The 14,651-nt window shown below is 65.3% G+C and carries 18 protein-coding genes; 9 read left to right on the forward strand and 9 right to left on the reverse strand.

Annotated features, from left to right (window positions below):
- Window positions 1–21 precede the first annotated feature (21 nt).
- From AAG793_RS13295 to AAG793_RS13310, 4 genes are all read left to right on the forward strand, one after another.
- Entirely contained in the window at window positions 22–648 is a 627-nt protein-coding gene (locus AAG793_RS13295; RefSeq protein WP_341908873.1) for a helix-turn-helix domain-containing protein, read from the forward strand.
- Between the two features lie 143 nt (window positions 649–791).
- Complete coding sequence (locus tag AAG793_RS13300) at window positions 792–917, forward strand: hypothetical protein (protein ID WP_341908875.1); 126 nt, start codon at window positions 792–794, stop codon at window positions 915–917.
- A gap of 53 nt (window positions 918–970) precedes the next feature.
- Entirely contained in the window at window positions 971–1,879 is a 909-nt protein-coding gene (locus tag AAG793_RS13305; RefSeq protein ID WP_341908876.1) for an alpha/beta fold hydrolase, read from the forward strand.
- Window positions 1,880–1,971: 92 nt separating this feature from the next.
- Window positions 1,972–3,258, forward strand: a complete 1,287-nt coding sequence (locus AAG793_RS13310; RefSeq protein ID WP_341908878.1) for a solute carrier family 23 protein — start codon at window positions 1,972–1,974, stop codon at window positions 3,256–3,258.
- A gap of 38 nt (window positions 3,259–3,296) precedes the next feature.
- Here the strand turns inward: AAG793_RS13310 and AAG793_RS13315 are convergent, their stop codons facing one another.
- Window positions 3,297–3,653 carry a hypothetical protein gene (locus AAG793_RS13315; protein WP_341908880.1) on the reverse strand — a complete coding sequence of 119 codons (357 nt, stop codon included), beginning with the start codon at window positions 3,651–3,653 and terminating at the stop codon, window positions 3,297–3,299.
- Between the two features lie 186 nt (window positions 3,654–3,839).
- On the opposite strand from AAG793_RS13315, the gene AAG793_RS13320 reads away from it, so the two are divergent.
- Window positions 3,840–4,265 carry a hotdog fold thioesterase gene (locus AAG793_RS13320; RefSeq protein ID WP_341908882.1) on the forward strand — a complete coding sequence of 142 codons (426 nt, stop codon included), beginning with the start codon at window positions 3,840–3,842 and terminating at the stop codon, window positions 4,263–4,265.
- Window positions 4,266–4,380: 115 nt separating this feature from the next.
- Window positions 4,381–5,049 carry a histidine phosphatase family protein gene (locus tag AAG793_RS13325; RefSeq protein ID WP_341908885.1) on the forward strand — a complete coding sequence of 223 codons (669 nt, stop codon included), beginning with the start codon at window positions 4,381–4,383 and terminating at the stop codon, window positions 5,047–5,049.
- A 36-nt stretch (window positions 5,050–5,085) separates the two neighbouring features.
- Here the strand turns inward: AAG793_RS13325 and AAG793_RS13330 are convergent, their stop codons facing one another.
- Complete coding sequence (locus AAG793_RS13330) at window positions 5,086–5,655, reverse strand: cob(I)yrinic acid a,c-diamide adenosyltransferase (RefSeq protein ID WP_341908888.1); 570 nt, start codon at window positions 5,653–5,655, stop codon at window positions 5,086–5,088.
- Window positions 5,656–5,842: 187 nt separating this feature from the next.
- Between AAG793_RS13330 and AAG793_RS13335 the strand changes: the two genes are divergently transcribed.
- Window positions 5,843–6,241 carry an EF-hand domain-containing protein gene (locus AAG793_RS13335; protein WP_341908891.1) on the forward strand — a complete coding sequence of 133 codons (399 nt, stop codon included), beginning with the start codon at window positions 5,843–5,845 and terminating at the stop codon, window positions 6,239–6,241.
- A 74-nt stretch (window positions 6,242–6,315) separates the two neighbouring features.
- Window positions 6,316–7,740, forward strand: coding sequence for an FAD-linked oxidase C-terminal domain-containing protein (locus tag AAG793_RS13340; protein ID WP_341908894.1), 1,425 nt, complete (start codon window positions 6,316–6,318; stop codon window positions 7,738–7,740).
- A 30-nt stretch (window positions 7,741–7,770) separates the two neighbouring features.
- On the opposite strand, the gene AAG793_RS13345 is transcribed toward AAG793_RS13340, so the two are convergent.
- Entirely contained in the window at window positions 7,771–8,079 is a 309-nt protein-coding gene (locus tag AAG793_RS13345; RefSeq protein ID WP_341908895.1) for a hypothetical protein, read from the reverse strand.
- Between the two features lie 2 nt (window positions 8,080–8,081).
- Window positions 8,082–9,116, reverse strand: a complete 1,035-nt coding sequence (locus tag AAG793_RS13350; RefSeq protein WP_341908897.1) for an adenylate/guanylate cyclase domain-containing protein — start codon at window positions 9,114–9,116, stop codon at window positions 8,082–8,084.
- A 209-nt stretch (window positions 9,117–9,325) separates the two neighbouring features.
- On the opposite strand from AAG793_RS13350, the gene AAG793_RS13355 reads away from it, so the two are divergent.
- The gene (locus AAG793_RS13355) at window positions 9,326–10,438 is read left to right on the forward strand and encodes an NADH:flavin oxidoreductase/NADH oxidase (RefSeq protein ID WP_341908899.1); all 1,113 of its coding nucleotides are present in this window, start codon (window positions 9,326–9,328) and stop codon (window positions 10,436–10,438) included.
- A gap of 33 nt (window positions 10,439–10,471) precedes the next feature.
- Here AAG793_RS13355 and AAG793_RS13360 read toward each other — a convergent pair whose 3' ends face one another.
- From AAG793_RS13360 to AAG793_RS13380, 5 genes are all read right to left on the reverse strand, one after another.
- The gene (locus AAG793_RS13360) at window positions 10,472–11,596 is read right to left on the reverse strand and encodes an SLC13 family permease (RefSeq protein WP_341908901.1); all 1,125 of its coding nucleotides are present in this window, start codon (window positions 11,594–11,596) and stop codon (window positions 10,472–10,474) included.
- 4 nt (window positions 11,597–11,600) lie between these two features.
- A complete protein-coding gene (locus AAG793_RS13365) occupies window positions 11,601–12,539 on the reverse strand; it encodes a ParB/RepB/Spo0J family partition protein (RefSeq protein WP_341908903.1) in 939 nt (312 codons plus the stop codon).
- 57 nt (window positions 12,540–12,596) lie between these two features.
- Entirely contained in the window at window positions 12,597–13,136 is a 540-nt protein-coding gene (locus tag AAG793_RS13370; RefSeq protein WP_341908905.1) for an alpha/beta fold hydrolase, read from the reverse strand.
- Window positions 13,137–13,202: 66 nt separating this feature from the next.
- Window positions 13,203–13,973 carry a ParA family protein gene (locus AAG793_RS13375; RefSeq protein WP_341908908.1) on the reverse strand — a complete coding sequence of 257 codons (771 nt, stop codon included), beginning with the start codon at window positions 13,971–13,973 and terminating at the stop codon, window positions 13,203–13,205.
- 24 nt (window positions 13,974–13,997) lie between these two features.
- On the reverse strand, window positions 13,998–14,624 hold the full coding sequence (locus tag AAG793_RS13380) for a LysE family transporter (protein WP_341908910.1): 627 nt from the start codon (window positions 14,622–14,624) through the stop codon (window positions 13,998–14,000).
- Window positions 14,625–14,651 lie beyond the last annotated feature (27 nt).

Here is a 14,651-nt window from a genome sequence, read left to right on the forward strand (position 1 = left end):
GCATGTGCTAAAGTCGCCGCCATGGACTCCCTCCACGAAGCCAAAACCCAGAAAAGCGAAATGACGCGCACCGCCATCGTCGGTGCGGCCATGGACCTGGCTGCGGCCGAGGGACTGGAGGCGATTTCGCTGCAGGCGGTGGCCGACCGCGTGGGCCTCTCCAAGAGCGGCGTGTTTTCGCGGGTTGGTTCGCGCGAGGCTTTGCAGAAGGCCGTGATCGACGAGTTTGGCCGGCGCTTTCTGGCTGACGTGTTTGTGCCGGCCATGCAGCAACCCAAGGGCTTGCCGCGGCTGGACACCATCGTGCAGCGCTGGATTGCGCGCACACGGGATGTGGAAGCGCGGCAGGGCTGCATCTACACTGCGGGTGCCTTCGAGCTGGACGACAAGGAAGGCGAGTTGCGCGACACGCTGTATGCGGCCATCGTCGCCTGGCGCGCGGCGCTGCGGCGCACGGTGCAGCAGGCCATCGATGCCGGGCACCTGCGCGCAGAGACCGATGCCGAACAACTGGTCGGAGAAATCTACAGCCTTGCGATGGGCATGCTGCACGATGCCCGCTTCCTGCGTGACAACCGCGCCGCCGAGCGCGCCGGCCGCACCTGGGCGCGGCTGCTGCAAAGCTATCGGGCACCACACAAAGGCTGAAACAAAGGCGGAGGTAACCGCCCAGCCAGCAGATCAGGCCGCAGCCTGGCGATTCACCGGAAACCCGGAAGCAAGAAAAGAACAAGGAAGAAGTTCGTCAAATGGCAAGTTAATTTCGCACGAGCGTGCGAAGAAGGGAAATCATGGAAATCTCAATTTTGGCCATCGGCCTTGCATTCATCGTCGTCGTGGGCATGCGGGCTGTGGCGGCCGCGCTGGCCTCGATGCGCGAATTGCCGCGCAGCAATGACGACTGTGTCTGGTACTGAAACGGCAAAGGCACGTCAAACATGCCGCACCAACACAGCACAAGGAGATCACGATGACACGCAGCACTCTGGAGGCCACTTCGGCCTTCTACAGCAGCCAGGGCGGCGCCCTGATGCAGTTTTCACGATGGGGATTGCGGGCCGCACAACAGTGGTGGCCGGCACTGGCGGTGCGCGCGGCGGCACGCCTGTTCGGCACACCGCTGCCGCCCCGCTGGCTGACCCGGCGCCGGGTCTGGGGCGCCCCCTGGCAAATCACGCGCTGGGCGTTTGAAGACGCCAGCCTGACGCTGTACCAGCACGACGATCCCTCCACCTCGGCAACCGGTGGCCCCATCGCCCTGCTGGTGCACGGATGGGGCGGCCACGCCGGGCAGATGGTGGCGCTGGCCACCGCGCTGCAGCAGCAGGGGGTGCGAACGGTGATCCTCGAAATGCCGGCCCACGGCCGCAACGATGGCGCGGTGAGCAACCTGCCGCAATTCGCCCGCGCCATGGACTACGCCTGCGCACGGCTGGCGCAGGAAGGCACGCCGGTCGAGACGGTGATTGCCCATTCGCTGGGCGCCAATGCGGCCGCCTATGCGCTGAGCCGCGGCGCACTGGCGCGCCGGCTGGTGCTGCTGGCCCCGCCCGCCTCGCCACTGGAATACACCCGTCTGTTCGCACGCGTGTTTGGCCTGAGCGAAGCCACGCGGCTGGCGATGCAGCGCCGGGTGGAAGCACGCGAGGCGGTGCTGATGCCGCAGTTCGAGCCGCCCAGTGTGGGCCCGCGCGTGAATGTGCCCACGCTGGTGGTGCATGACCGGGGCGACAGCGTCAATCCGTTTGAGGATGGTCAGGCCTACCAGCGGCACATCGCCGGTTCGCAGCTGATTGCCACCGAAGGTCTGGGGCACCGCCACCTTTTGAAAGACGCTGCTGTGCTGCAGGCGGTGACCGCCTTTGTGACCCGCACCTGAACAGCGCATGCCCCGGTCCCGCCCGACTGGCACTACCATGGCGAGGCCAATGCATTGGCTCAACAGACAGTCATCCAAGGGAGGATTCACACATGGGCATGTTCAACTGGAAAGAAAAAAGCAGCGACGTGCTGCAGCAGGGCGGCGTGATCGGGCCGGACGAACGGCTGCCATGGCCGCAGACCGCGGTGATGGGCATCCAGCACGTCATCGCGATGTTTGGCGCCACAGTGCTGGCGCCCATCCTGATGGGGTTTGACCCCAACGTCGCGATCCTGATGAGCGGCGTCGGCACGCTGATTTTCTTTGTCATCACGGGCGGCAAGGTGCCCAGTTATCTGGGTTCGAGCTTTGCCTTCATCGGCGTGGTGATTGCCGCTACTGCCTACGCCGGCAAGGGCCCCAACGCCAACCTCGGCGTGGCGCTGGGCGGCATCGTCGCCTGCGGCCTGCTCTACACGTTGATCGGCGTGGTGGTGCAGGCGATCGGCACCGGCTGGATCGAACGCTTCATGCCACCGGTGGTGACCGGCTCGGTGGTGGCGGTGATTGGCCTGAACCTCGCCGGCATTCCAGTCAAGAACATGGCGGCCGGCAACTTCGACGCGTGGATGCAGCTGGTCACCTTTGTCAGCGTGGCGCTGGTGGCGGTGATGACGCGCGGCATGGTGCAGCGCCTGCTGATTCTGGTCGGCCTGATCGTGGCCAGCGTGATCTATGCCGTGCTCACCAACGGGCTGGGGCTGGGCAAGCCGCTGGACCTCTCGGGCATTGCCAGCGCAGCCTGGGTGGGCATGCCTGCCTTCACCGCGCCGGTGTTCGAAGCCAACGCGATGCTGCTGATTGCGCCGGTGGCCATCATTCTGGTGGCCGAGAACCTGGGCCACATCAAGGCCGTCACAGCCATGACCGGCCAGAACTTGGACACCTACATGGGGCGCGCCTTCATTGGCGACGGCGTGGCCACCATGGTCTCAGGCGGTGCCGGCGGCACGGGCGTGACCACTTACGCGGAAAACATCGGCGTGATGGCAGCGACCAAGATTTATTCGACTGCCGTGTTTGTGGTGGCCGGTGCGATTGCGCTGCTGCTCGGCTTCAGCCCCAAGTTCGGCGCACTGATCCAGGCCATTCCGCTGCCGGTGATGGGCGGCGTGAGCATTGTGGTGTTTGGCCTGATTGCCGTGGCCGGCGCGAAGATCTGGGTCGACAACAAGGTTGATTTCTCGGACAACCGCAACCTGCTGGTGGCGGCCATCACGCTGGTGCTGGGTACCGGCGACTTCACGCTGAAGTTCGGTCAGTTCGCGCTGGGCGGCATCGGCACCGCGACCTTCGGGGCGATCCTACTGTGGGCGCTGTTGGGGCGCAAGCGCTAAAAGAGCAACCCCTGCCGCACAGCGGCCGGGTCAGCGAATCAGGGCGCCGGCTTGCCGGTGGCCTTGGCCAGGGCCGCTTCGGTCTTGGCCAGCTTGCCTTCCAGCTGCGTGCGCTCGTCGATTTCCTGGGCGAGCGCTTCATTGACCTGATGCAGCTCTTCGGCCGAATCCTGGATGCGGGTTTCGAGTTCGCTGGTTTTCTGCAGCGCCTGCGCCACATCGCCGGTCTGGACGTGGTCAGGGAGTTCCTGGTTCAGCACGGCATTGACGATCACCAGTTCGGCCGCTGACTGCTCCACCGTTTCTTTCACGGCCTCGTTCTTGTCGAGCGCACGCTCCAGTGGCGTGGCGCTCTTTTTGGCGTCATTGGAAGGTGCAGGGGAAGGTTGGGACACGTCAGGCCTCAGGAGGTTGAAGGGTTGCACATCGTCGGAACCCGCAATTGTCAGCTTCGGTAAGAAGCCAAGCCCGCCGAAACCGCCACATATATTAACCTTGATGCCCCGCCGTCATGTAAAGACGCCGTCTTTCACGGCACACGTCGTTACAACCCGCCCGTTCTCCTGACTTCAAAGAGACCCATGCGCATCTGGACACAACCCATCTCGGTCGAACTGCTGACCGCCTACACCGCTCAAACCGCCGTGACCCATCTGGGCATCGAGTTCCTCGAAGTCGGGGATGACTTCATCCGGGCCCGCGTGCCGGTGGACCGCCGCACCATCCAGCCCTATGGCCTGTTGCATGGTGGTGTGTCCGTGGCTCTGGCCGAAACCCTGGGTTCGTGTGGCGCATCTCATGCGGCGCCAGTGGGTCACCGCACCGTGGGCCAGGACATCAATGCCAACCACCTGAAGGGCGTCACGCGCGGCTGGGTCACCGGCACCACGCGCCCGGTGCACATCGGGCGCAGCACACAGGTGTGGGCCATCGAGCTGCACAACGACGCGAATGAGCTGACCTGCGTGGCGCGCATCACGATGGCGGTGCTGCAGCCTCGTGGCTGAGCTGGGCTGAGCTGCGCCGGGTGCCGGTCGGGGGCGCCTGCCCGCGCCAGCTTCTCATTCGGGGGGGTTTCTGCCGTCGCGCGGAACTTCGCCACTGCCGGCCTCTCTGAGCCGGATGCCCTCATTCCTCAGCCCCCGCCTCACACCCCTTCATCCCCGCCCCCTGCGCCGCAGCCTGCTGCTGTGGCTGTCGCTTGGCCTGATGGCCGCAGCCGCCCACGCGCAGCCCGCGGCCATTCCCTCCACCGAGTCGTCGGCGCCGGAGCCTTCGGCCCGGATGGCGCCGCAGCAGCTGGCCGCAGCCCTGCAGGGCGGGGGCTACGTGATTTACTTCCGCCACACCGCCACCGATTTTTCGCGCAATGACGCCAACATGAAGGGCTACGCCGACTGCGCCAACCAGCGGCCGCTCAATGAACAGGGCCGCGCCGATGCGCGGGCCATCGGGCAGCACGTCAAGCGGCTGGGCCTGCCGGTCACCGAGGTGTTTGCCAGCCCCTTCTGCCGCACACTGGAAACCGCGCGCCAGATGCTGTCGCGCGCCACGCCGCGCACCGAGCTGCGCGAGCGCGAAGGCGACGACTACCCGGGCCTCAAAACCCTGCTGGCCACGCCGGTTCCGGCTGGCGCCAACCGCTGGATGGTGGGCCATGGCATTCCGTTTCGCGCCGTGGCCGGTGCACCGCACCTGGCCGAAGGGGAAGCCGTGGTGATTCGCCCCGGTACCACCCGCTGGACCGTGGTGGCGCGCATCCTGCCGTCGGAGTGGGCTGCGCTGCGCTAAGGCTTACCTGACCGCCCTTCGTGGCGCCCGTTGTCCTTACTCGCTGGCCGCGCCGCGGGCCATGCGCTCGCTCTTCCAGTACACGTCGTCACCGCCGTTCATGCGGTTGAGCACGCGCGCCAGCACAAACAGCAGGTCGCTCAGGCGGTTCAGGTACTGGCGCGGTGCATCGTGCAGGGCCTCGGCCATGCCGAGTGCGACCACCGCGCGCTCGGCACGGCGCGCCACCGTGCGCGAGACATGCGCCAGCGCCGCCGCACGCGAGCCTGCCGGCAGGATGAACTCAGCCAGGCGCGGTAGGGTGGCGTTGTAGCGGGCCAGCGCGTCGTCGAGCTGCGCCACCGCCTCGGGCTTGAGCAGCTCGAAGCCCGGAATCGACAGCTCACCACCCAGATTGAAGAGCTGGTGCTGCACCTCGACCAGCAGTTCGCGCACATCGGAAGGCAGCTCTTCGCAGAGCAGCACACCGATGCCGGAGTTGAGCTCGTCCACATCGCCCATCGCGTGCACGCGCAGGCTGTGCTTGGAAACACGCGTGTTGTCGCCCAGACCGGTGGTGCCGTTGTCGCCGGTTCGGGTTGCGATTTCAGAGAGTCGGTTGGCCATGGTGGAACCTGGTTGAAGTGTGGTTGAAGCGCGGTTGAAGAGTGATTGGCGGGCGCGGGTTACCCGGGGCAAGAAAATGTGTCCTTGTCGGCCATCCTGTGAGCGGAGAAACACCCTGCAAGAGTGCTGGCTGGCACCGGTGTTCTGCGCTGAAATGGCGGTCCTTTCAACTCTCCAGGACAGCCACATGATCTTGTTCCACTCTGATTCTAGGTCCACCCTTCAACGCACACCGGTCCCCGCACCGACACTGACATGGTTGCTGGGCGCCGCCCTCGCCTGCAGCGCGCTTGCCGTGCAGGCACAGACCACCGCGCCCTCGCCCGCCAGCCCGATGAGCCCGCCCTCGATGACAGCACCAGCGGCCACAACCCCGGGCAAGGCCGCCGACGCCATTCCGGCCAACAAGACCGGGGCCAGGGAGGTCACGGCCGCCTTTGTCCGCGCCGACACCAACAAGGACGGCAAGCTCAGCCGCGAGGAAACCGAGCGCTTCCCCGAAATCGCCAGCCGCTTCGAACAGATCGACGGCAACAGGGACAGCTTTCTTTCCCGCGACGAGTTCAGCAAGGCGGCCGGCGTCTGAGGTTTGGGGCGGGGAGCGCCCCGTGGCGGTGCGTGACGGCCCGGCGTAAACTGCGGTTTCACCCGGAGACACCCATGAACGCACCGCTGCCACAGCACCTGATTCCCGAAATCCACCAGCGCGAAACGCCAGCCGCCTTGATCGATGCGCTCAAGGCACGCTTTGGCGACCGCTGCTCGACCGCCCTGGTGGTGCGCGAGCAGCACGGGCGCGATGAATCGTCCTTCGCCTCGCCGCCGCCTTCGGCCGTGGTGTTTGCCGAAAGCACCGCCGATGTGGCCGATGCCGTGAAGCTGGCGGGCCAGTACAACGTGCCGGTGATTCCCTTCGGCGTGGGCACCTCGCTGGAAGGCCACCTGCTCGCCGTGCAGGGCGGCATCAGCATCGATGTGAGCCGCATGAACAAGGTGCTGTCCATCAATGCCGAAGACCTGACGGTCACCGTGCAGCCGGGCGTCACGCGCAAGCAGCTCAATGAAGAGGTCAAGAGCACCGGCCTCTTCTTCCCGATTGACCCCGGTGCCGACGCCACCTTGGGCGGCATGAGCGCCACGCGCGCCAGCGGCACCAACGCCGTGCGCTACGGCACCATGCGCGAGAACGTGCTGGCGCTGGAAGTCGTCACGGCCGACGGCAGCGTGATCCGCACCGGCACACGCGCCAAGAAGTCCTCCGCTGGCTACGACCTGACGCGCCTGATGGTCGGCAGCGAAGGCACGCTGGGGGTGATCACCGAAGTCACCGTCAAGCTCTATCCGCTGCCTGAAGCCATTTCGGCGGCCATCTGCTCCTTCCCGAGCATTGAGGCTGCCGTGCGCACCACCATCGAGATCATCCAGCTGGGCGTGCCGATTGCGCGTGTCGAGCTGATCGACCACAACACGGTGCGCATGGTCAATGCGCATTCCAAACTCTCGCTGCGCGAAGAGCCCATGCTGCTGATGGAGTTCCACGGCTCGCCGAGCAGCGTGAAGGAGCAGGCCGAGCTGGTGCAGGAACTCGCCAGCGGCCACGGTGGCAACGCCTTTGAATGGGCCAGCACACCCGAAGAGCGCACCCGGCTCTGGACCGCGCGGCACAACGCCTACTTCGCGGCCATCCAGTCCAAGCCTGGCTGCCGCGCCATTTCCACCGATACCTGCGTGCCCATCTCGCGCCTGGCTGACTGCCTGCTCGAATCCGTAGCTGAGGTCGACGCCAGCGGCCTGCCCTACTTCCTGGTCGGCCATGTGGGCGACGGCAACTTCCACTTCGGCTACCTCATCGACCCCGACATTCCGAAAGAACGCGAAGTGGCCGAAGCACTCAACCACAAGCTGGTGAGCCGCGCGCTGGCCCTGGAAGGCACCTGCACCGGCGAACACGGTGTGGGCCTGCACAAGATGGATTTCCTCGTCACCGAAACCGGCGATGGCGCGGTCGAGATGATGCGCACCATCAAGCGCGCACTGGACCCGAAGAACATCATGAACCCGGGGAAGATCTTCTCGCTGTCCTGACGCAGCGATAGCTTCACGCCACGGCGATGGCTAGAGGGCCTTCGCCGGTTTTTTCTTGAGCGCCTCGGGCATCGCGAAGGTGCTCTGGTCCCAACCTTCGATCTCCAGGATTTTCTTCAGGCACTCTTCCATCAGCTCGTGCGACTTTTCAGTGGCGGCGGCAATGGTCTGGTGCACCAGCGCGTCATTGACAGAATCGTTGGCGCAGTTCATCTGGTATTCGTACAACTCCCGCAACTCAAAGATGGCGCGGCACACCTGCGCCGGGCAGGCGCACTGGTACACCAGCGCCTGGTCAATCACCTTGCTGATCTGGGCGGCGTCAAACTGTTCCTTCATGGTCATGTCTCCTCAGAGGTGGGTGGTGTGCCTTCAGGCGTGAAGGCAATGCAATCGGTTTCGGTGTCGAACCCCCGCACCCTGACGCCGGTGATGGGCCTCGGTGCCGGGGAGCTCACACGCGCAGCCTTGTTCAGCGCCTGGGTGGCAATCACCTCGCCGCCGTTGGCCATCTCGCACAGGCGCGCCGCCAGATGCACGGTGGCGCCGACCACGTCGTACTGGCGCTTCTGCCCGGCCTGGCTGGAATCGCCAATGAAGCCGGCCAGCACCAGCCCCTGGGCGACGCCGATGCCGAACGGAAACGGGTGCTTGCCGTTCAGCTCGGCCAGTGCGAGGCCGCAACGCAGCGCCAGATACGACCGGCCCATGCCGCGGAAGACCGCCATCACGCCATCGCCGGTGTACTTAATGACGGAGCCCTGGTGACTGCGCACCAGCGCCGCCTGCGCGCTGAGCAAGGCGTTGAGGTTTTCAAAGAAGGCCTGCGGCGGCATGTCGCGGATCAGTTGCGACGAACCCCGGATGTCGGTGAACAGCACTGCGGCTTCAAACAGTTCGGCCTCGTCGCCGGCGTCGCCCTCCATCAGGGACAGGGCCTCGTCGGGCACCAGATTCGCCAGCTGTGCCACACGGGTGTTGACTTCGCGGGAAGCGGCCTTGACGCGCAGCAGCTCGGTCACGGTGATGAAAAAACGTTCGTCAGACAGGGGCTTTTCAATGATCACATCCACACTTTGGGTCTGTTTGGCCCAGTGGCGCACCGCCTTGAGCGCCGGGCCCGGCGAGGCGATGACCACGGTGGCCGCCTGGGGCACCATCAGCTTGATGGTGCTGCAGACGATCAGGCTGTCGGGCTGGTCGGAGTGGTAATTGAAGACCACCACATCCGGCTCGCCAGCCTCCAGCCCCTTCGGCAAATCCAGTGTGCTGGCCACCCATTCGATGTAGCCCAGCCCGCGCCGCCGCAGGTCTTCCACCAGAACGGAAGCGGTGTAGTGGTTGCTGTCCACCAGCATCAGTCGGGAGTTGGCCATGGTTGGGGGTGCGGCGGTCCTGCGCAGCGTGGTGCAAGCCGTATGCATTCATAGTACCTGAAACAGGGTGCCTTACATTGCAACCGGGGCATGCGGCCCGGCCCCGAAGCGCCGCAGGACAAAACGCCCGATTGTTGGCAAGATCGGAGGGTTTGAGTTTTCGGCGACAACACCGTTGACCGCCCCGTCATTGCCTCCAGAAAGTCCCCATGAGCCTGCTGTTTTCCCCCTACGCCATCGGTCCCCTCACCCTGCCCAACCGCATCGTGATCGCGCCGATGTGCCAATACTCTGCCGACAACGGCGACGCCAGCGACTGGCACATGATCCACCTCGGCCACATGGCGCTGTCGGGCGCGGGCCTGCTGATTCTGGAAGCCACCGCCGTGGAAGACATCGGCCGCATCTCCCCGGGCGATCTGGGCCTGTGGTCGGATGCCAATGAGGCGGCGCTGGGCAAGGTGCTCAAGGCCATTCGCAAGTATTCGTCCATGCCGATTGGCATCCAGCTCGCGCACGCGGGCCGCAAGGGCTCCAGCCATGCGCCGTGGGAAGGCGGGCAACTGATTCTGGCCAGCGAAGGCGGCTGGACGCCGGTTGCACCGTCGGCCCTGCCGCACCTGCCGCATGAAGCGCCGCCGCTGGCGCTGGATGATGCGGGCCTCCAACGCGTGGTGAAGGCCTTTGTGGATTCCGCCGTGCGCGCGCACCGCCTGGGCCTCAACCTGATCGAGCTGCATGCGGCCCACGGCTACCTGCTGCACCAGTTCCTCTCGCCGCTGTCGAACACCCGCACCGATGCCTACGGCGGCTCGCTGGAGAACCGACTGCGCTTCCCGCTCGAAGTGTTTGATGCGGTGCGTGCCGCGCTACCGGAAGGTTTTCCGCTGGGCGTGCGCATCTCGGGCACCGACTGGGTCGAGGGCGGCTGGGACATCGAGCAAAGCGTGGCCTTCGGTCAGGCGCTGAAGGCGCGCGGCTGCTCCTTTGTGCATTTGACGAGCGGCGGCGTGTCGCCACTGCAGAAGATTCCGCTGGAGCCCAACTACCAGGTGCCGCTGGCCGACCGCATGCGCAAAGAAGTCGGACTGCCAACCATGGCCGTGGGCCTGATCACCGAAGCCGAGCAGGCCGAGGCGATTCTGCAGGATGGTCAGGCCGACATGGTGGCGCTGGCGCGTGGCATGCTGTTTGACCCGCGCTGGCCTTGGCACGCGGCGGCCAAGCTCAATTCGCAGGTGGAGGCGCCGAAGCAGTACTGGCGCTCGCAGCCGCGCGGCCTGAGCAAGCTGTTTGGCGACATCACCATCGGGCAGCGTTGAGTGGTGGCGCGGGTCAACCGCATCAGTTTCAGGTCAGAACAGCAGCCACCATCCCACGGCGGTGGCTGCCGCCAGAAATGGCAATGCATAGAAATGAAAGCCCAGCCATGCCCGGCGGTCACCTGCCATACGCAAGGCAATCAGGTTGGCCAGTGACCCGACCATCAGGCCAAAGCCGCCGACGTTGACGGCATAGGCCAGCACACGCCAGTCGTTAGAGTACTCCGCCAGCGCAATCGCGGCCGGCACGTTGCTGATGAGCTGCGAGGCGCCAATGCCGGCAAGGTAGAGGCGCATCGGCTGCGACAGGTCCAGCGCAGTGATGGCATCGCGCACCGCGCCCAGCCCGGCCAGCAGCCGCAGGTCGATGAACATCAGCACGAACACCAGCAGCAGGCCCCAGTCCAGGCGCAACAACAGGCGCGGCCGCAGCAGCGCCAACACCCCCAGCACCGCGGCTGCCGCCCAACCCGCCTGGCGCAAATCGGTGGCGATCAGAAAGGGCACATAGAGCAGCAGCGAGGTGATGAGGACTGGGCGGTCGAGCGCGGGCGGCGCATCGTCGCTGCGCACCAGCGGCGCGGTGCCGTGGAACACCACCCAGGTCAACGCCAGCAGCAGCCCCATCAGTACCGCGACCAGCGGCAGCATGTGCTGCACAAAACCGGCAAACGAACTGCCCGACAGCTGCCACAGAAAAATGTTCTGCGGGTTGCCGATGGGCGTGAGCGCCGAGCCGGCATTCACCGCCAGCGCTTCAAAAATGACCAGTTTGGTCGCCGGCAGCCCGGTGATGCGGCACACGCCCAGCGTGAGCGGCACCACCACGAACAACGCCACGTCGTTGGTGAGCACGGTGGACAGGGCTGCCGACGCCAGCACCAGACACAGGGCGGTGCGGCGCTCGGTGTGCATGAAGTGCAGCAGCCACACGCCGAGGCGGTGCAGGCCGCCACTGGCGTCCAGCCCCACCGTCAGGGCCAGCAGGCCGGTGAGTGCAGCGACCGTTGGCCAGTCCACCAGCCGCAAATAGCCCGCCGGAAAGCCCCCCGCCGGCGTTGGCGCGAAGACCAGCAGCGCGGCCAGAGCCGCCAGCAGGATCAGCAGCAGCGGGTCGTTGACGACCGCAGCCCACAGGCGCCGCAGTGGCGACACCATGGCTTCAGCGGTTGCCGCGCAGGCGCTCGATCAGTCCGTTGAGTTCATCCAGCGAGCTGAACTGGATCGCCACCTCGCCCATGTCTTCGCGGCGGCCGTTGCGCTTGACCTGCTTTTTCACGCGCACCTCGACCTCGGCCATCAGCAGGTCGGCCAGCTCTTCTTCGACTCGGCGGGTGTCGCGCGACTTTTCCTTGGCGGCTTTTTGCGGCTTCAGCGAGAACTCGGCACTGAGTTTCTTGACCAGGCTTTCCGCCTCGCGCACCGACATTTTCTTGGCGGCGATCTGGTTGGCGGCGGTGATCTGCGCGGCGCGGTCCAGGCCCAGCAGCGCACGGGCATGGCCCATGTCGAGGTCGCCAGCCATCAGCATGGTCTGCACCGGGTCGGCCAGATTCAGCAGCCGCAGCAGGTTGGAAGCCGCGCTGCGCGAGCGCCCTACCGCCTGCGCTGCCAGTTCGTGAGTGAGCCCAAACTCCTTGATCAGGCGTTGCAAGCCTTGGGCTTCTTCGAGCGGGTTGAGGTCTTCACGCTGGATGTTTTCAATCAGCGCCATCGCGGCGGCGGCTTCGTCGGGCACATCGCGCACCAGCACCGGCACGCTGTCCAGGCCCGCAATCTTGGCCGCCCGGAAGCGCCGCTCGCCGGCAATGATTTCGTATTTGCCGTCGTTGGCGCCCTTGCTCAGCCGCCGCACCAGGATGGGCTGCATGATGCCCTGCGCCTTGATGGACTCGGCCAGCTCGTACAGCGCGCCCTCGTCCATGCGGGTGCGGGGCTGGTACTGGCCGGGCACCATGTCGACCAGCCGCAGCGAAGCAGGCAGGCCCGGGCCGTTGAGACTGCTGGCGTTGTTGTCCGCGTCGGATGTGTTCTCGCTGACCTTGGGGCCCAGCAGGGCTTCGAGTCCGCGGCCCAGTCCTTTGGGTTTTTTGGTGACCATGGTTTTCTTTTCGTCTTTCAAGTGTGTCGGGTTCCAGGGCTCCAGCGCATTTACGCCTCAGCCCCGCATCAATCGCTGCAGGTGCTCATGCGCCTCGGGCCAGTCGCCCAGGCCGCTCTCGGCATTCAGGTGGCCGCGCGGACCGACGTCGTGCAGCTCGGCGCCCCAGGCGGTGGCGAACTGGCGGGCGCGGTCGGGTGCGCCGAACGGGTCGTCGCTGCTGCAGAACACCACGGCAGGAAACGGCAGTTTGTGCATTGGCACAGGTGCCCAGCCCGGTAGCATCTGGCGCACATCGTCACGCTCCACATCGGGCGGCGCCACCAACAAGGCGGCTTTGACGCGCTGCGTGTTTCGGGAGTGCGAGGCCCATGCAGCAGTCAGCATGCAACCCAGGCTGTGGGCGACCAGCACGGCGGGCTCGTCACAGGACAGCAGCACGTCTTCGAGCCGGGCGCTCCAGTCGCCGCGCAGCGGCCGCATCCAGTCGTGCTGCTCGACGCGGGTGTAGCCGTGGGCACGCTCCCACCGGCTTTGCCAGTGGTCAGGGCCGCTGTTCTGCCAGCCGGGAAGAATCAGGACGTTCGCCGCTTTCACTGGTGTCGCAGAGGGAGTGCGCTATTGAATTGATAGCTTAAGGTGTCGGTGCTCATGCGGCTGGCGTCACATCTTGCGGATGCGTTCGACCATTTCTTCGGCAAAGGTCACAAAGGCCTGTGCGCCCTTGGAGGACGGATCGAACACCACGCCGGGCAGGCCGTAGCTGGGCGCTTCGGCCAGGCGCACATTGCGCGGGATGACGGTGTTGAACACCTTGTCCGCGAAGTGCTGCTTGAGCTGGTCACTCACCTGCTGCTGCAGGGTGATGCGCGGATCGAACATCACGCGCAAGAGGCCGATGATCTGCAGATCCTTGTTGAGGTTGGCGTGCACCTGTTTGATAGTGTTGACCAGGTCGGTAAGGCCCTCTAGCGCGAAGTACTCGCACTGCATTGGCACGATCACGCCGTGCGCGCAGCACAGGCCGTTGAGGGTGAGCATGCTCAGCGAGGGCGGGCAGTCGATCAGCACGAAGTCATAGTCGGCGGCCACTGCTTCCAGCGCGAGCTTCAGGCGCTTTTCGCGGCGCTCCACCTCCACCAGCTCGACCTCGGCACCGGCCAGCTCGCGGTTGGCGCCCAGCACGTCATAGCCACACTTCTCGCTGCGCACCCGCGCTTCGGCGATGGATGCGGATTCGAGCAGCACGTCATACACCGTGAGTTCCAGCTTGCGCTTGTCCACGCCCGAGCCCATGGTGGCGTTGCCTTGCGGGTCCAGGTCGATCATCAGCACACGCTGGGCAACCTTGGCGAGACCCGCCGCGAGGTTCACGGTCGTCGTGGTCTTGCCTACCCCGCCCTTTTGGTTTGCAACACAGAAAATTTTGGCCATCTGATTCTTTTTATGGGATCGGGATTATTTGGAAACAGCCAGCTTGATGCCAAAGCCGATGAGAAAGACACCCGCCAGCTTGTTCAGCAGGCTAGTGATTTTCGGGTTGGCGCGCACGCGTTCGGCCAGAAAGTGGGTCAGCAGGGTCGAGGTGAGACCGTAGAGAAAGGTCAGACCGGCAATCGTTGCCGCCATGACCGCAAATGTGGTCAGGCCCTGGTGCTGGGCCGGATCGACAAACAGCGGGAAGAAAGCCATGTAGAACACGATAGCCTTGGGGTTGAGCAGGGTGATGAAAAGCGCCTGCTGGAAATAGTGCCGCGGCTTGATCTGCAGGATGGGGGCATCGCCGGGTTTGGCCATCAGCATCTTGATGCCAAGCCAGGCCAGGTACACCGCACCGGCCCACTGCACCAGATGAAAAGCGGTCGGATACGCCGCCATCAACGCCGACACGCCGGCCACCGCCGCCCACAGCAGGACTTGGTCACCCGCGATCACGCCGAAAGTGGCGCCCAGCCCACCAGCGATGCCGCCCTTGCTGGTCGAGGTGATCAGCGCCAGATTGCCGGGGCCGGGGATCAGCAAGAAAACGACGATGGCGATGACAAAGGCGCCGTAATCAGCGACGCCGGCAAAAGAACCCAGCATAAAAACCCCCGAGTGAGGCGTGAGTTT

Origin of the sequence: Polaromonas sp. YR568, assembly GCF_943372955.1 — a bacterium.
GTDB lineage: Bacteria > Pseudomonadota > Gammaproteobacteria > Burkholderiales > Burkholderiaceae_C > Polaromonas.